The organism is Azospira restricta (genome assembly GCF_016858125.1).
Lineage (GTDB): Bacteria > Pseudomonadota > Gammaproteobacteria > Burkholderiales > Rhodocyclaceae > Proximibacter > Proximibacter restrictus.
In genome coordinates, this window is record NZ_CP064781.1 from 1797697 (window position 1) to 1812915 (window position 15219).

Consider the following 15219-nt stretch of genomic DNA (forward strand, 5'->3'; position numbering starts at 1 on the left):
CCCGATCGCCCGCCGGGCGCGGGCAGCGAACGAACGGCGGGGCGACCCGCCGTTTTTTTTTTGGTATGTCGTCGGCTTACAAAGAGCCATGCCGGCCGCCTATAATCGCTCTCGATGACAGGCAAGGGAGGGCTCATGGGGGGCTGGAAACGATTGCTGCCGGCAATGCTCGGCGCGCTGATGGCCTGTTGCTCGGCGACGGCGGGCGCAGCCCCGTCGACCGGCCGCCTGCTGATCGTCGGTTCGGGCACGATGGCGCCGCTGGTCGGCGCGATCGCCAAGCGCTTCCAGGCGCTGCACCCCGGCCTGCGCATCGACGTCGAGATGGGCGGCTCCGGCCGCGGGCTGGCCGATGCGCGCAGCGGCCAGGCCGACATCGGCATGGTTTCGCGCGCGCTCGGCGATGCGGACAAGGACTTGCAGGCGATCCCGATCGCGCGCGACGGCATCGCGCTGGTGGTGCACAAGAGCAACCCGGTGGCGGCGCTGAGCGACCGCCAGGTGGTCGACATCTTCACCGGCCGGCTTGCCAACTGGAAACAGGTCGGCGGCCGCGACGCACCGATCTACGTCGCCAAGGCCGAAGCCGGGCGCAGTTCGAGCGAGCTGTTTACCCAGCACTACGGGATCGCCTACGGCGACATCCGGGCGCGGCAGGTGGTCGGCGACAACCCGACACGCCTCCGGCTCATCCGCGAGAATCCCGACGCCATCCTCTACATGTCGCTCGGCGAGGCCGAACGCAAGGCCGCGGCCGGTCATCCGCTCAAGCTGCTGCCGGCGGGCGGTGTCGTCGCCAGCGCGCGCAGCATCCGCAGCGGCGACTACCCGATCGCTCGCGCGCTGACGCTGGTCACGCGCGGGCGGCCGACTGGGCCGGCCAAGGCCTTCATCGAGTACGCCCTGTCGCCGGCCGTCGCCGATCTGATCGTCGCCCATGACTTCGTCCCCTACCTCGACTGAAGCCGCGCCCGAGGCGCCGCGATGGTTCGACCGGCGCACGCTGCGCGCGCGGCTGGCGATCGGTTTTGCGGCGCTGATCGCGCTGACACTGGCAGTCGGTGCGGTGGCGCTGGTCAGTCATCGCTTTGCGCTCGACGCGGTCGACACCTTCCTCGACCGCGACAAACGGATCGCCGAACTGTGCCTCGCCAGCAACGCGGCGATGTTCAAGGCGCGCCGCGCCGAAAAGGACTTCCTGCTGAAAGTGCGCGAGTTCGGCTACGAGGAGGCGCGCTCGCGCTATCTGACGCTGCTGCAGATCCAGCTCGCCGCGGTGCGCGACAACCTGGCGGCGCTGCGCGCCGTGGCCGTGGACGCCGACGTGGTGGCCGAGACCCGGGCGATCGAGGATGCCATCGCCCGCTACGAAAGCGGCTTCCTGCGTGTGGTCGAGCTGCACGGCGAGCTCGGGCGGCGCGATTCGGGGCTCGAGGGACAGTTCCGCCGGCGCGCCCACGCCATCGAGGCGCTGCTTGCGCATGGGGCGCCGGAACGGCTGCGGAGCGGGCTGCTGTCCTTGCGCCGCTGGGAAAAGGATTTCCTGCGGCGCGGCCTGTCGCGCGACGCGGAGGCCTTTCTGCGTGATTCCGCGCGCTTTCGCAAGGAGCTGGCGCAGGCGCCGCTGGCAGCGGCGCCGAAGGCCGAGTTGCTGCGCCTGGTCGACGAATACCGCGGGCTGTTCGGCCGCTATGTCGCCGCCGACGCCGAGATCGAGACCGCCAGCGCCGGCTATCTCCGTGTGGTGCAAGGCGTCGAGCCGGCACTCGACAGCCTGCGCGTGCGCGCCGACCGGGCGGCAGCGGAGACCCGCGAGCGTTTGGGCGGGCTCGGCCGCGCCACTGCCGCCGCAGTGCTGGCGGCGGTGCTGGCGGCGATCGCACTGGGGGCGACGGTGGCGGTGTTCATCGTGCGCAGCGTCGACCGCGCCTTGCGCGATTGCGTCGCTTTCGCCGGCCGGCTGGCCGGCGGCGATCTCGCGGCGCGCCTGCGGCCGGCCGAGGGCTCGGAGTTCGGCGTTGTCGTCGCCGCGCTCAACCATATGGCCGAAGCGCTGCAGACGGCGCGAGGGGCCGAGGCGGTCCGCAGCGAGGAGCTGCGCCGCAGCAACCGTACGCTGCGCCTGCTGAGCCAGTGCAACGAGACGCTGGTGCGGGCGACGGACGAGGCCGAGCTGCTCGCCGCGGTGTGTCGGCAGATCGTCGACATCGGCGGCTACCGTCTGGCCTGGGTCGGCTTCGCGCGCCACGATGCCGCGCGCAGCATCGAGCCGGTCGCCCACGCCGGCAGCGACCGCGACTATATCGACGCACTCGGCTTGAGTTGGGGCGACGATGCAGCGCGGCACGGCGTCGGCGGGGTTGCCATCCGCGACGGACGCCCGGCGGTGGCGCGCTTCATCGCCAGCGATCCGGCCTTCGCCTTCTGGCGCGACGACGCGCTTGCCCGCGGCCTCGCCTCCTGTGCGGCCCTGCCGCTGCGCAGCCGCCAGGGAACACTCGGCACGCTCAGCATCTATTCCGGCGACGAGGACGCCTTCGACGCCGCCGAAATCGGCCTGCTGCAGGAGCTGGCCGACGACCTCGCCTACGGCGTGGCCAGCCTGCGCGAGGCCGCGGCCCGCGCGCGCGCCGAGCGCGAACTCGATTACCGCACCAATTTCGACGTGCTGACCGGGCTGCCCAACCGCAACCTGTTTTGCGACCGGCTGCAGCAGGCGGTGGCGCAGGCGCAGCGCGACGGCCGGCTGGTCGCCGTGCTGCTGGTCGGGCTGGACCGCTTCAAGGCCGTCAACGACAGCCTTGGCCAGGCGGCTGGTGATGCGGTGTTGCGCGCCGTCGGCGAACGCCTTGCCGGCGCGCTGCGCGAGACGGACAGCATCGCGCGCCTGGCGGGCGACGAATTCGCGGTCGCGATCGGTGGCCTGGCGCAGCCCGAGGAGGTGTTGCCGCTGGCGCGCAAACTGCTCGCCGCAGTGCTCTCGCCGTTGATGGTCGATGGGCGTGAACTGTCGCTCGGCGCCAGCCTCGGTATCGGCCTCCACCCGCGCGATGGCGACGAGGTCGAAGCGCTGCTGACGAACGCCGGCGCCGCGCTGGGCGATGCCAAGTTGCAGGGGGGCGGCGAATTCCGTTTCTATGCGCCGGAAATGAACGAACGCGCCGCACGGCGCCTGGCGCTCGAGGCCGACCTGCGGCGGGCGATCGAGCGCGACGAATTGCTGCTGCACTTCCAGCCGAAAATGAGCCTGATCAACGGTGACCTGGTCGGCGCCGAAGCGCTGCTGCGCTGGCAGCATCCCGCGCGCGGCACGGTTTCGCCGGCGGAATTCATTCCTCTCGCCGAGGACACCGGGCTGATCCAGCCGCTCGGCGAATGGGTGATCGAGGCCGTCTGTCGGCAGCTGCGCGCCTGGCTCGACGCCGGCTTGCGGCCGCCGACCGTGGCGGCCAACCTGTCGGCGCGCCAGTTCCGCGTCGAACATCTGGTCGACCAGGTCGCCCAAGCGCTGCGAGCGAACCGGCTGGATCCCGCCCTGCTCGAACTGGAAGTCACCGAAGGCGCGCTGATGCACGACGTCGAAGCAGCCGTCGCGACCTTGCACCGGCTGAAGTCGGTCGGCGTCAAGCTGGCGCTCGACGATTTCGGTACCGGCTATTCCTCGCTCGCCTACCTGAAGCGGCTGCCGATCGACCGCCTCAAGATCGACCAGTCCTTCGTCCGCGATATCGCCAGCGACCCCGACGATGCCGCCATCTGCGTCGCGGTGATCGGGTTGGCGCACAACCTGAAGCTGGCGGTGACCGCCGAGGGCGTCGAGAACGACGGGCAACTCGGCTATCTGCGCCGGCACCGTTGCGACGAAATGCAGGGCTACCACTTCAGCCGGCCGCTGCCGGCCGACGACTTCGCGCAACTTCTGCGCAGCGGGCGGCGCCTCGATCTGCCGGCGCTTGCCGACGGACGACAGACGCTGCTGCTGGTCGACGACGAGGAAAACATCCTGAAGTCGCTGGTGCGACTGCTGCGCCGCGACGGCTACGAGATCATCTGCGCCGGCAGCGCACGCGAGGGACTGGAACTGCTCGCCCGCAACGAGGTACAGGTGATCCTTGCCGATCAGCGCATGCCGGAAATGAACGGCACCGAGTTCCTCTCCCGCGTCCGCGACCTCCACCCGGACACGGTGCGCATCGTGCTTTCAGGCTATACCGATCTGGAAACCGTCACCGAGGCGGTCAACCGCGGCGCGATCTACAAATTCCTCACCAAGCCGTGGGGCGACGACATCCTGCGCGAGGAGGTCCGGGCTGCCTTCCGCCAATTCGACGTCGAAGGCCGCCGCGTCGGCGCCGTTCAGCGCCTCAATCCACCGATCCAGACGGCGTAGAGCCGGTCCGCCAGCCGGCGCATCGCCGGCAGCCGATGCGCGGTCTCCGCCTGCATCTGCCGCGGCGTCTGCACCGGCGGCGGCAGCGCCGGCAGCCCGGCGACCTCGCCCTGCCAGCTGTCGCACCACGCCGCGATCATCTCCGGCGTCATCTCGACGTGGCATTGCATCGCCAGGTGCGGGCCGAGCGCGAACATCTGGTTCGCGCACCATTCGTTGTGCAGCAGGCGGACGGCGCCGGGCGGCAGGGTGAAAGTCTCGCCGTGCCACTGGAACACCGTGGCGTCGCCGCGGAAGTCGCCGAGCCAAGTGTCTGCCGTGTCGCTCGCGTCGACGCGAGCTTCGCCCCAGCCGATCTCCTTCACCGGGTTGCGGCCGACGCTGCCGCCGAGCGCCTTCGCCATCAGCTGGCCGCCGAGGCAGTGGCCGATCACCGGCACGCCGTCGCGGACCGCGGCGCGGATCAGCGCGCACTCGGCCTCGACCCACGGCAGCGGGTCGTTCACGCTCATCGGGCCGCCCATGAAGGCCAGGCCGCTGAAGGCCTCCGGCGTCGCCGGCACGGCCTCGCCGGCGTCGATCGCGAACAGCTGCCAGGGGACGCCGTTGGCCTCGAGGAATGTGGCAAAATAACCCGGACCTTCGGTCGGAGCGTGGCGGAAAATGGCAACCGGTTTCATGTCTTGGCAATGGATGAGGGTGCCGTATTCTATGGTCGCCGCCATGCTCTGCCTACCCTTGGCGGCGTTCGCCGCCGATGTCGGCGTCGCCGGCGTCTTTCCGGGCAAGGCCCTGCTGGTGATCGACGGCGGTGCGCCGCGGCTGGTCGCGATCGGGCAGCGGACCGCCGAGGGCGTGCGCGTGCTGGCGATCGACGGCGAAACGGTGGTGCTCGACGTGAACGGGCAGAAGCGGCAGCTGCGCATGGGACAGAGCGTCGTCTCGCAGCCCGCCGCGGGCGCTGCCCAGGAAGTGAAGCTCGCCGCCGACGCGCGCGGCCACTTCGTGACGCAAGGGGCGATCAACGGGCAGGTCGTCCGCTTCCTGGTCGATACCGGGGCGACGATGGTCTCGCTCGGCGCCGCCGATGCGACGCGGATCGGCATCGACTGGCGACAGGGCCAGCCGGGCGTGGCGCAGACGGCGAACGGCCAGGCGCGGGCGTGGAAGGTGCGGCTGGATACGGTACGCGTTGGCGAGATCGTCGTGCATGGTGTCGATGGCATCGTGCACGAGGCCGATCTGCCGGTCGCGTTGTTGGGGATGAGCTTCCTGTCGCGGATGGAGATCCGCAACGAGGGCTCGACGATGACCCTGAAGAAGAAGTTTTGAGGAGGCCACCATGTCGCACCGGGACGAGGAAATCACCATGCTGCGCCGCGAAGTCGAGATGCTCATGGGTGAGCGCGAATGCCTTCTGCGCGTCGTCGGCTCCACCGCTGCGCTGATCGCCAGCCTCGACAGCAAGCGCCTGCCGGTCGGCGCGGTCGAGGCGGCCGATCTGGTGGCGACGACGATCAACCAGTTGCCCGACGAAACCCTGCAGGATGCGCTGCGCTCGGTCCACGCCGAGATCGAGGAAGAGGGGGCTGCGCCGGCGCAATGACGCGATTCGATCTGGAGCGCCTGCGCGGTCGCCTGGCGCAGCAGCCGGGGGCGGCTGCCGCGGTGCATGAGGATGGCCTCGGCGCCGAGCCGCTGACGGCGGCCGCGGTACTGGTCCCGATCGTCCTCCACGACAGCGGTCCCACCGTCCTGCTTACGCAGCGCACCGCGCACCTGCGCGACCACGCCGGGCAGATCAGCTTTCCCGGCGGGCGCGTCGAGCCGGGCGACCCGAGCGTGCTCGATGCCGCACTGCGCGAGACCGAGGAGGAGATCGGGCTGGCGCCGCGGCACGTCGAGGTCGTCGGCTATCTGCCCGAATACCGGACCAGCACCGGCTTCAGCGTGACGCCGGTGGTCGCCTTCGTCACCCCGCCGTTCGCGCTGACGCCCGATCCCTTCGAGGTCGCCGAGGTGTTCGAGGTGCCGCTCGCCTTCCTCGTCGACCCGGCCAACCACCAGCAGCACGAGGTGCACTGGCGCGGCCGCCTGCGCAAGTACTACGCGATGCCCTACGGCGACTATTTCATCTGGGGGGCGACCGCCGGCATGATCAAGTCGCTCTGCGAGCATCTGGCGGCCTAGGCGCCCGCCCGGCCGCCATGCCCGCGCGCGGCCCGTCGCCGGCCGCGCCGGAGCCACGGGCTTTGCGCCATCCGAAAAGGCCGGAAGCCCGTGGAATTGTGTTATCTTCGATGCCGAAGACAACAACGAGGCGCCGTCGCGCCATAACTCCTTGAGTCTGGTTTCGCTCATTCTCGCCCTGCTCGTCGAGCAGGCGCGCCCCCTGCCTTACCGTCGGGTCGTATTCGAGCCGCTGTCGCGGCTGGCCGATACACTGGACGGCATGTTCAACGCCGGCGAGCGCGGACAGGGCGTGCTGGCGTGGGTGCTCGGCGTCGGCGGCCTGGTGCTGGCCGCCGGCGGCGTCTTCGCCGCGCTCTCTGCGCTGAACCCGCTGCTGGCGGTGGCCTGGAACGTCCTCGTCCTGTACCTGACGATGGGCTTCCGTCAGTTCAGTCACTACTACACCGACATCCAGCTCGCGCTGCGCATGGACGACCTGCCGCGTGCGCGCCAGCTGCTCGCCGAGTGGCGCGGCCGCCCGAGCGACGGCCTGTCGTCGAGCGACGTCGCGCGGCTGTCGATCGAGGCGGCGCTGGTCGGCTCGCACCGCCACGTCTTCGGTGTCCTGCTCTGGTTCGTGCTGCTGCCCGGCCCCTGCGGCGCCGTCCTCTACCGGGCGGCGGCGGTGTTCGCCGAACACTGGTCGCGGCGCAGCGAGGATCCGGCCTTCGGCGATTTCGGCGGTTTCGCGAAGCAGGCCTTCGCCGTCATCGACTGGCTGCCGCTGCGGGCGACCGCCGCCGCCTTCGCCGTCGTCGGCGACTTCGAGGACGCGGTCTACTGCTGGCGGACGCAGGCCGCGCAGTGGCCGGACGACGGGCTGGGCATCGTGCTGGCCAGCGGCGCCGGCGCGCTGGGCGTGCGCCTGGGCATGCCGGTCGTAGAGGGCGGCGAAGTCGCCGACCGGGCCGAACTCGGCACCGGCGACGAGGCCGACGTCGATTTCATGCAGAGTGCCGTCGGCCTGGTCTGGCGTGCTATCGTGCTGTGGTTGCTGTTGTTGCTCTTGTTGGGGCTTGCCAGTCTGGTGGGCGGTTGATGAAGTTCCGTAGTTGATTGGAGAGGTAAAAAATGAGCAAAGAAGTCGTTGTCCTTAGCGCCGTCCGTTCCGCCATCGGTGCCTTCGGAGGTTCCCTCAGCGATATCGAGCCGGCCGAACTCGCCGGTACCGTGATGAAGGAAGCGGTTGTCCGCTCCGGCGTCGATCCCCAGCAGATCAACTACGTCACCGTCGGCAACTGCATCCCGACCGATTCGCGCTACGCCTACGTGCCGCGCGTCGCCTCGATCCAGGCCGGCCTGCCGATGGATTCGGTGGCGATGCAGGTGAACCGCCTGTGCTCGTCGGGCCTGCAGGGCATCGTCACCACCGCCCAGCAGATCATGCTCGGCGACTGCGAATACGGCATCGGCGGCGGCGTCGAAGTCATGTCGCGCGGCGGCTACATGCTGCCGGCGCTGCGTTCGGGTGCACGCATGGGCGACGCCAAGGCGATCGACATGATGGTCGCCGTGCTCACCGATCCGTTCGGCGTCGGCCACATGGGCATCACCGCCGAGAACCTGGCGACCAAGTGGAACATCTCGCGCGAGGAGCAGGACGCTTGCGCCGTCGAGTCGCAGCGCCGCGCCGCGGCGGCCATCGCCGAAGGCCGCTTCAAGTCGCAGATCGTGCCGATCGTCAAGCAGACCCGGAAGGGTGAGGTGGTGTTCGACACCGACGAGCACCCGAAGGCCGGGACGACGATGGAGTCGCTGGCGAAGATGAAGCCGGCCTTCAAGAAGGACGGCACGGTCACCGCCGGCAACGCCTCGGGCATCAACGACGGCGCCTCGTTCTTCGTGCTCGCGGCGGCCGACGCCGCAGCCCGCGCCGGCCAGAAGCCGATCGCCCGCCTCGTCTCCTACGCCGTCGCCGGCGTGCCCAACGACGTCATGGGCGAAGGCCCGATCCCGGCCTCCAAGCTGGCGCTGAAGCGTGCCGGCCTGACCCTCGACCAGATGGACGTGATCGAGTCGAACGAAGCCTTCGCCGCGCAGGCGATCGCCGTCTCCAAGGGCCTCGGCCTCGACCCGGTGAAGACCAACCCGAACGGCGGCGCGATCGCGCTCGGCCACCCGGTCGGCTGCTCGGGCGCCTTCATCGCCACCAAGGCCATCTACGAGCTGCAGCGCACCGGCGGCAAGTACGCGCTGGTGACGATGTGCATCGGCGGCGGCCAGGGGATCGCGACGGTCTTCGAGCGCATCTAAGCCAGCAGCACCGGCAAGGCCCGGCCGGACATCCCGCCGGGCCTTTTTCTTCGCAACGGATCGGATGTCAGCCCCCCATGGCGTTCAGCGATACCGACATCAGCCTGCTGTGCACCAGCACCCTGCTGCGCGGCCTGCCGCTCGACGGCGTGTTCGAGGCGGCGCTGCGCGCGCGCGAACACCAGCTGTCGCTGCCGGACGAAGCGGTGTTCCTGAAGGCCGGGGCGATCAGTCCGGGGCTCTATCTGGTCGCGCACGGAACCGTCGAACTGGTCGCGTCGACGCCTGAGGGCGGCGAAAAGATCATTGAGTTCGTCCGCGCCGGCGGCCTTCTCGCCGAGGAAACGCTGTTCAACGGCCGCCCCTGCCAGTACTCGGCGCGTACGATCACGCCGGCGGCGGTGCTGCACGTGCCGGAGGCGGTGATCGGCGACTGGCTGACGGCTTCGCGGCCGTTTGCGTTCCGCCTGATGGGCATCCTCGCCGAGCGCACCGACTACCTGCAGAAGGACCTGGTGACCTTCTGCACCAAGAGCGCCGCGGCGCGTCTCGTCTGCTACCTGGTCTGCCAGTTCGACAAGGCGCCGTGCACCCCCGACGGTTCGCTGTCGCTGAACATCACGCTGCCGCGCAACAAGCTCGCCTCGCGCCTCGGCGTCAGCGACTCGCACCTGTCGCGCGCCTTCAACGAACTGGAGAAGCAGGGCCTGATCGTCAAGCGCCGCGGCGGCATCTTCATTCCCGACGTGCCGGCGCTGTCCAAGTACGTCTGCCCCGCCGGCTGCGACTGGTAAGCCGGCCGCGTCCCGGTCATCCCGCCTGCGGGCGGCGCGTTACACTGAATATCCGCCATGCCCGGCACCTGCCGAGGAGGTCTGCGATGAACGTCCGCTTGCCGCTGCTGATCCTGGCGCTGTCCTTGTCCGCCCTCGCCCCGGCGCAGACCGTCTACGAGTCGAAAGGCGGGCAGGGCAAGGTCTATTCCGACCGGCCGACACCCGGCGCCAGGGCGGTCGAACTGCGGCCGCTGACCGTCGTCGAGCCGGTACCGGTGGCACCGGCGGCGGCCGCCGAGCCGGCACGCGATGGCGGCCGGCAGCGTCAGGCGGCGGCGGCCCCCACGTACCAGAGCCTGCGCGTGGTGTTTCCGGAGGAAGGCGGCAGCGTCGCCGCCAACAATGCGAGCTTCGAGGTCCGCCTGGCGGTCGATCCGCCGCTGCGCGTCGAGCAGGGGCATGCCTTCGCGCTGCGTCTGGACGGCCGGCCGGTGCCGGGGCGCTTCACCGCGACCGAGATCATGGTGCCGCCGGAGTTCTTCGGCAACATTCCGCCGAGCGGCGTGCAGCGCCACGTGCTCGAGGCGAGCATCGTCGATGCCGGCGGGCAGACCCTGCTCACGGCGCCACCGGTCGATTTCCAGACGCGCTTCGTCACCGTCCTGCAGCGGCCGCACGGGCTGCGGCCGCGACCGGCGCCGCCACCGGCTCCGGTGCAGCCGCCGGCGCCGGCACTCGAACCGGCGCATCCGGCCGGGCGCCGGCTCGACCGCTAGCGGCGGGCTAGGGTGCCGCGCTCCGCCTTGCCGGTACGGCCTTGCCCGCCGGCTTGATGGCGACGGCGACGGCGTCGGTGTATTCGAGCTCGACCTGGTCGCCGATGCGCACCGCCGCCAGCAGCTTGCGCTTGCTGACGACGACGTCGACCACTTCGCCCTTCGTGCTTTTCAGCGTCGCCTGTCCGGTCCGGTCGTCGATGGCGATGATGTCGGCGACGATCGTCCGCCGTACCCGGCCGTCGGCCATGCGCACCGGCGGCGGGGCGTTCTCGGCGTCGTGTCGGGCGACTGCCGGCTTCTTCAGCGACAGCGCGCGGGCGTGACCATACTGGGCGACCACGATGTCGCCGACGCTGACCTGGGGAAGGTTGCGGACGCGGCCGTCGGCGACCACGGTCAGCGTATTGCCGTCCTCGCGCTTGAGCGTCAGCGTACGGGTTGCATGGTCGACGGCGACGACTTCCGCGGCGGCCCGGATCAGCTCGCCGCCGGTGCGGCTGCTCCGTTTGCCCGGGGGCTGGCCGTTCGCGTCGGCGGCTGCGGCGCCGACGCTACCCAGCGACAGGGCCAGCAGCAGTGCGCCGAGGAGGGGGCGGGGTGTCGTTCGCTTCATCGTTCCGTGACTGTCGGGGCGGAAGGAAATCGCGGCGCGCCGTGGTCGGCGTCCGGCTTCCAAGGTTTCCGGCGGGAAGGTGGGCAGAGTCTACCGCAATTCGTCGTCGGTGCAGACCCGGGCCGGCGTTGGCGGCTCAGGTGACCAGCCGGGAATCGGCCGGCAGCAGGCTGACCAGGAAATCCATCTGGTCGACGAGGATGCGCCGGTTGCGCAGGATCAGTGCCTCGTAGAGGGACGGCGTGTAGGGAACGTAGAGCATCATCATGCCGGCGCGCTCCGGCGTGCGCGCCCCCTTGCGCTGGTTGCACGGCTTGCAGGCGGTGACGACGTTCTTCCAGTGGTCGCGACCGCCGCGCGAGAGCGGCACGATGTGGTCGCGGGTCAGCAGTTCCGGCCGCTTCTGGCTGCCGCAGTAGCAGCACAGGTGGCGGTCGCGCTGGAACAGCAGCGGGTTGGTCAGTGCCGGCGACTGCGGCTGCCAGCCGCGCGGGTTGCGGCCGCGCAGCGCGAGGATGCTGCTCACGCTGAGGCTCGAGCGCTCGCCGGTGAGGCGGGAATAGCCGCCGTGGAAGGTGAAGCGGAAATCGCCGAGTTCGCGGTCGACGCGCCCGGTCGCCTTGCAGGCGACGGCATCCTGCCACGTGATCCAGCCGCGCGGGGCGCCGGTGACGTCGACCGCCAGGATCAGGGGTCTGCCGTTCGGGCCGGTGCCGGCGAACGAGGGTTCCGCGTGCATCGCTGTGCTTCCTCCGGGTGGGGATTGCTGGCGGACAGGTTAGCAAAGGACAGAAGGCTTTCCAATCGCGGCAAGCTGTCGCGATTGCGTTATCCTTGCGCGCTTCCGATCATGACTTTAGACCGCTCCCGGCGCCTTCTGTTCGGCGCTTTCCTCGTTTCGCTCGTTGCGCACCTGCTGGCCCTGTTCGGCTGGGGCTGGCCGCGACCTGCCCCGCCGGCGGCGCCGGTCGCGTTGCAGGCGGTGGTGACGGCGCGCCCGGCGACGCTCCCGGCCGCATCGTCGGTACCGGCGGCGTCGGCGGCACACCGTCCGCCGGCCGCCGCACGGCCGCGGCCGGTCGCGCTACCGGTCCCGACGCCGGCCTCGGCGCCAACGCCCGCGCCGACCGTCGCGCCTGCCGCAGCCGCGACGCCAGCCGCGGCGGATGCCGTGCCCGCTGCGCCTCTGCCAGGCACGGCTGCGACGGTGCCGGCCGCGGTCGCCGTTCCGGCGCCGGCGGCCGGGGTCAGCGCCGACGGCCTGCGCCAGTACCGCATCGATCTTGCCGTCGCCGCCCGCCGCTTCCGGGTCTATCCGGCGCTGGCGCGGTCGCGCGGCTGGGAAGGGGTGGCCGAGGTCGGCGTGACGGTGGCGGCCGGCGTGCCGTCGCCGAGCGTGCGGCTGCAGCGCTCGTCCGGGCACGCGCTGCTCGACGAGCAGGCGCTGCAGATGCTGGCGCGCGCGGTCGAGAGGACGCCGTTGCCCGACAGCCTGCGCGGGCAGAGTTTCGTCGTGCCGCTACCGGTCCGCTTCAGCCTGGAGGAGTAGGGGGCGGCGGCGCCAGGTCGGTGGTATGCAGGCCGAAAACGCCGCGGCGGCGGTCGTCCAGCCAGGCGCGCAGCGCGAAGCTGACGCTGCGGAAGGCCATCTCCTGCCACGGAATCTCCGCTTCGGCGAACAGGCGGCTTTCCAGCGATTCGGCGCCGGCGCCGAAGCGGCCGCCGATCAGGCGCGCGGTGTAGAACAGGTGGACCTGATGGATGTGCGGTACGTTGACCAGTGCAAACAGGCGGTCGATCTCGACTTCCGCGCAGGCTTCCTCGAGCGTTTCGCGGGCGGCGGCCTGGGCGGTCGTCTCGTTGTTCTCCATGAAGCCGGCGGGCAGCGTCCACAGGCCGAGGCGCGGCTCGATCGCGCGCCGGCAGAGCAGGATGCGCCCCTCCCATTCGGCGATGCAGCCGATCACCATGCGCGGGTTTTGATAGTGGATCGTGCCGCAGCGCCGGCAGACGTGCCGCGGCACGTTGTCGCCCGGCGGCACCGCTAGGTCGACCGGGGCGCCGCATTGGCTGCAGAAGTTCATCGGGAGGTGTTGGCCGCTCATGCGCCAAGTTTACCCGAATGCGGGCGCCCGCCGCGGGCCTTGCCGCCTTCATAAAATGTGGCGCGAGTGTGGCGCGGCCGGGCTCCGCTTTTCGCTGCGCTTTTTTGCTCGTAACGTGCGCATCTGGCTACAATAGCGCGACCTCCGAAAACGGGGGCGTGCCGGCCTGCGACGGGTGCACGGTCAGGGGTTTAAGGGGTAAGCATGTTTCTCATCATCGGCTATGTCGTCATCCTGCTGGCGTCACTCGGTACCTATGCGCTGCATGGCAACCTGCTGGCGCTGTGGGTGCCCGCCGAATACGTCGCGATCGTCGGCCTGACCGTCGGCGGCTTCCTCGCCGGCAACGACATCAAGATCATCAAGCGCACGGTCGGCGCGCTGCCCTCGGTGCTGAAGGGGTCGAAATTCACCAAGGCGCTCTACATCGACCTGCTGGCGATGCTCTACGAGATCCTCGCCAAGGTCCGGAAGGAAGGCCTGATGTCGATCGAGGCCGATGTCGAGGACCCGCATGCCAGCCCGATCTTCGGCAAGTACCCGACGCTGCAGAACGACCACCACGTGATGGAGTTCATCACCGACTACCTGCGCATGATGGTCGGCGGCAACCTGAACACGGTCGAGATCGAGAGCCTGATGGACATGGAGATCGAGACCCACCACCACGAGGTCGAGGTGCCCGGGCACGTGATGGCGAAGACCGCCGACGGCCTGCCGGCGTTCGGTATCGTCGTCGCCGTGATGGGCGTGGTGAACGTGATGGGCTCGGTCGGCCAGCCGCCGGCGGTGCTCGGCAAGATGATCGGCGGCGCGCTGGTCGGCACCTTCCTCGGTATCCTGATCTCCTACGGCTTCGTCGCGCCGATCGCCACGCTGCTCGAGCAGAAGGCGCACGAGAGCGGCAAGATCTACCAGTGCATCAAGGTCGTGCTGCTGGCGTCGATGTCGGGCTACGCGCCGCAGGTGGCCGTCGAATTCGGGCGCAAGGTGCTCGAATCGGGCGTGCGCCCGACCTTCATCGAACTCGAAACCGAACTCAAGGCGCGCAAGGGCAAGTAGCCCGCGGCTGACTGGAAGCAGCGACGATGAGCGACGACTCGACCCGGCCGATAGTCATCAAGCGCAAGAAGGTGATGGCCGGCGCCCACCACGGCGGCGCCTGGAAGATCGCCTATGCCGACTTCGTCACGGCGATGATGGCCTTCTTCCTGCTGATGTGGCTGCTCGGCTCGACTGCCAAGGGCGATCTCAACGGCATCGCCGAATACTTCCAGAACCCGCTGAAGGTCAGCTCGACCGGCGGCTCCGGGTCGGGCGACGCGTCGACGATCATCCCCGGCGGCGGCAAGGACCTGACGCGGACGACCGGCCAGCAGCAGCGCGGCGACCAGGAACGGCGGCGCAAGTCGACCAGCTCGCTCGACGAGGAGGCGCGCAAGCAGTTCGAGGCGAAAGAGAAGGCGATGCTGAACGAGCTGAAGAAGCGCATCGAGAGCGTGATCGAGACCAACCCGGCGCTGAAGCAGTTCAAGAACCAGCTGCTGCTCGACATCACCAGCGAAGGGCTGCGCATCCAGATCGTCGACGAGCAGAACCGGCCGATGTTCGACCTTTCCAGCGCCGAGCTGAAGCCCTACACCAAGGAGATCCTGCGCGAGATCGGGACGGCGCTGAACAGCGTCAGCAACCGGATCACCGTCTCCGGCCACACCGATGCCGCGCAGTACGCGGCCGGCCAGAAGAGTTTCTCCAACTGGGAACTGTCGGCGAACCGGGCGAACGCCTCGCGCCGCGAGCTGATCGCCGGCGGCATGGACGAGAACAAGGTGCTGCGCGTGCTCGGCATGTCGTCGACGGTGCCGTTCGACAAGAGCGACCCGCTGAACCCGGTGAACCGCCGGATCAGCATCGTCGTCCTCAACAAGCGGACCGAAGAAGCCTTCCTCGGCGAGGCGGACGGCAGTGCCGGCCAGCCGGCGGACGATGCCGCCACCGAACCGCGGGAAACGGGCAGGTAGCAAGCCGTGCGGGCCGGGCCCGGGCGGCATCAACGGACGGGGAAGCGATG

At 69.8% G+C, this 15219-nt stretch carries 16 protein-coding genes; 12 read left to right on the forward strand and 4 right to left on the reverse strand.

Translation table 11 applies throughout. The annotated features are described in order from the left end of the window. Positions 1 to 135: 135 nt before the first annotated feature. Complete coding sequence (locus IWH25_RS08845) at positions 136 to 963, forward strand: phosphate ABC transporter substrate-binding protein (RefSeq protein ID WP_203388941.1); 828 nt, start codon at positions 136 to 138, stop codon at positions 961 to 963. Further along, positions 938 to 4390 (forward strand): EAL domain-containing protein, encoded by a 3453-nt coding sequence (locus IWH25_RS08850; RefSeq protein ID WP_203388942.1) that lies wholly within the window; start codon positions 938 to 940, stop codon positions 4388 to 4390. Before IWH25_RS08845 ends, IWH25_RS08850 begins: the two co-directional genes overlap by 26 nt. On the opposite strand, the gene IWH25_RS08855 is transcribed toward IWH25_RS08850, so the two are convergent. Continuing rightward, positions 4357 to 5070, reverse strand: coding sequence for a type 1 glutamine amidotransferase (locus IWH25_RS08855; protein ID WP_203388943.1), 714 nt, complete (start codon positions 5068 to 5070; stop codon positions 4357 to 4359). The two genes, IWH25_RS08850 and IWH25_RS08855, sit on opposite strands and share 34 nt — an antisense overlap. A 43-nt stretch (positions 5071 to 5113) precedes the next feature. On the opposite strand from IWH25_RS08855, the gene IWH25_RS08860 reads away from it, so the two are divergent. The 7 genes from IWH25_RS08860 to IWH25_RS08890 all read left to right on the forward strand — a co-directional run bounded on the left by IWH25_RS08860 (position 5114) and on the right by IWH25_RS08890 (position 10427). Further along, entirely contained in the window at positions 5114 to 5722 is a 609-nt protein-coding gene (locus IWH25_RS08860) for a retropepsin-like aspartic protease family protein (RefSeq protein WP_238999048.1), read from the forward strand. Between the two features lie 10 nt (positions 5723 to 5732). Then, a complete protein-coding gene (locus tag IWH25_RS08865) occupies positions 5733 to 5996 on the forward strand; it encodes a hypothetical protein (RefSeq protein ID WP_203388945.1) in 264 nt (87 codons plus the stop codon). Then, positions 5993 to 6580, forward strand: coding sequence for a CoA pyrophosphatase (locus IWH25_RS08870; RefSeq protein WP_203388946.1), 588 nt, complete (start codon positions 5993 to 5995; stop codon positions 6578 to 6580). The genes IWH25_RS08865 and IWH25_RS08870 overlap by 4 nt, the downstream gene beginning before the upstream one ends. A gap of 151 nt (positions 6581 to 6731) precedes the next feature. Then, a complete protein-coding gene (locus tag IWH25_RS08875) occupies positions 6732 to 7661 on the forward strand; it encodes a CobD/CbiB family protein (protein ID WP_203388947.1) in 930 nt (309 codons plus the stop codon). 32 nt (positions 7662 to 7693) lie between these two features. Then, positions 7694 to 8875, forward strand: a complete 1182-nt coding sequence (locus IWH25_RS08880; protein WP_203388948.1) for an acetyl-CoA C-acyltransferase family protein — start codon at positions 7694 to 7696, stop codon at positions 8873 to 8875. Positions 8876 to 8952: 77 nt separating this feature from the next. Beyond that, positions 8953 to 9669: a Crp/Fnr family transcriptional regulator gene (locus IWH25_RS08885; RefSeq protein ID WP_203388949.1), complete on the forward strand. Its 717-nt coding sequence runs from the start codon at positions 8953 to 8955 to the stop codon at positions 9667 to 9669. A gap of 86 nt (positions 9670 to 9755) precedes the next feature. Beyond that, positions 9756 to 10427: a DUF4124 domain-containing protein gene (locus tag IWH25_RS08890; RefSeq protein ID WP_203388950.1), complete on the forward strand. Its 672-nt coding sequence runs from the start codon at positions 9756 to 9758 to the stop codon at positions 10425 to 10427. Positions 10428 to 10434: 7 nt separating this feature from the next. Here the strand turns inward: IWH25_RS08890 and IWH25_RS08895 are convergent, their stop codons facing one another. Next, complete coding sequence (locus IWH25_RS08895) at positions 10435 to 11043, reverse strand: hypothetical protein (protein WP_203388951.1); 609 nt, start codon at positions 11041 to 11043, stop codon at positions 10435 to 10437. Positions 11044 to 11179: 136 nt separating this feature from the next. Then, a complete protein-coding gene (locus tag IWH25_RS08900) occupies positions 11180 to 11782 on the reverse strand; it encodes an HNH endonuclease (RefSeq protein ID WP_203388952.1) in 603 nt (200 codons plus the stop codon). Positions 11783 to 11893: 111 nt separating this feature from the next. Here IWH25_RS08900 and IWH25_RS08905 point away from each other — a divergent pair, with 111 nt between their 5' ends. Continuing rightward, positions 11894 to 12592: a TonB family protein gene (locus IWH25_RS08905; protein ID WP_203388953.1), complete on the forward strand. Its 699-nt coding sequence runs from the start codon at positions 11894 to 11896 to the stop codon at positions 12590 to 12592. On the opposite strand, the gene IWH25_RS08910 is transcribed toward IWH25_RS08905, so the two are convergent. Next, positions 12576 to 13127: an NUDIX hydrolase gene (locus tag IWH25_RS08910; protein WP_203389200.1), complete on the reverse strand. Its 552-nt coding sequence runs from the start codon at positions 13125 to 13127 to the stop codon at positions 12576 to 12578. The genes IWH25_RS08905 and IWH25_RS08910 overlap by 17 nt on opposite strands. A gap of 225 nt (positions 13128 to 13352) precedes the next feature. Here IWH25_RS08910 and motA point away from each other — a divergent pair, with 225 nt between their 5' ends. After that, positions 13353 to 14210, forward strand: a complete 858-nt coding sequence (motA, locus tag IWH25_RS08915; RefSeq protein ID WP_203388954.1) for a flagellar motor stator protein MotA — start codon at positions 13353 to 13355, stop codon at positions 14208 to 14210. 26 nt (positions 14211 to 14236) lie between these two features. Continuing rightward, positions 14237 to 15169, forward strand: a complete 933-nt coding sequence (gene motB, locus IWH25_RS08920) for a flagellar motor protein MotB (RefSeq protein ID WP_203388955.1) — start codon at positions 14237 to 14239, stop codon at positions 15167 to 15169. The last annotated feature ends 50 nt before the right edge of the window (positions 15170 to 15219 follow it).

Excerpts from the sequence above, each read along its gene's own strand:
- IWH25_RS08845 (WP_203388941.1), top strand. The coding sequence starts at position 136 with ATGGGGGGCTGGAAACGATTGCTGCCGGCAATGCTCGGCGCGCTGATG.
- IWH25_RS08850 (WP_203388942.1), top strand. The coding sequence starts at position 938 with ATGACTTCGTCCCCTACCTCGACTGAAGCCGCGCCCGAGGCGCCGCGA.
- IWH25_RS08855 (WP_203388943.1), bottom strand. The coding sequence starts at position 5,070 with ATGAAACCGGTTGCCATTTTCCGCCACGCTCCGACCGAAGGTCCGGGT.
- IWH25_RS08860 (WP_238999048.1), top strand. The coding sequence starts at position 5,114 with ATGCTCTGCCTACCCTTGGCGGCGTTCGCCGCCGATGTCGGCGTCGCC.
- IWH25_RS08865 (WP_203388945.1), top strand. The coding sequence starts at position 5,733 with ATGTCGCACCGGGACGAGGAAATCACCATGCTGCGCCGCGAAGTCGAG.
- IWH25_RS08870 (WP_203388946.1), top strand. The coding sequence starts at position 5,993 with ATGACGCGATTCGATCTGGAGCGCCTGCGCGGTCGCCTGGCGCAGCAG.
- IWH25_RS08880 (WP_203388948.1), top strand. The coding sequence starts at position 7,694 with ATGAGCAAAGAAGTCGTTGTCCTTAGCGCCGTCCGTTCCGCCATCGGT.
- IWH25_RS08885 (WP_203388949.1), top strand. The coding sequence starts at position 8,953 with ATGGCGTTCAGCGATACCGACATCAGCCTGCTGTGCACCAGCACCCTG.
- IWH25_RS08890 (WP_203388950.1), top strand. The coding sequence starts at position 9,756 with ATGAACGTCCGCTTGCCGCTGCTGATCCTGGCGCTGTCCTTGTCCGCC.
- IWH25_RS08895 (WP_203388951.1), bottom strand. The coding sequence starts at position 11,043 with ATGAAGCGAACGACACCCCGCCCCCTCCTCGGCGCACTGCTGCTGGCC.
- IWH25_RS08900 (WP_203388952.1), bottom strand. The coding sequence starts at position 11,782 with ATGCACGCGGAACCCTCGTTCGCCGGCACCGGCCCGAACGGCAGACCC.
- IWH25_RS08905 (WP_203388953.1), top strand. The coding sequence starts at position 11,894 with ATGACTTTAGACCGCTCCCGGCGCCTTCTGTTCGGCGCTTTCCTCGTT.
- IWH25_RS08910 (WP_203389200.1), bottom strand. The coding sequence starts at position 13,127 with ATGAACTTCTGCAGCCAATGCGGCGCCCCGGTCGACCTAGCGGTGCCG.
- motA (WP_203388954.1), top strand. The coding sequence starts at position 13,353 with ATGTTTCTCATCATCGGCTATGTCGTCATCCTGCTGGCGTCACTCGGT.
- motB (WP_203388955.1), top strand. The coding sequence starts at position 14,237 with ATGAGCGACGACTCGACCCGGCCGATAGTCATCAAGCGCAAGAAGGTG.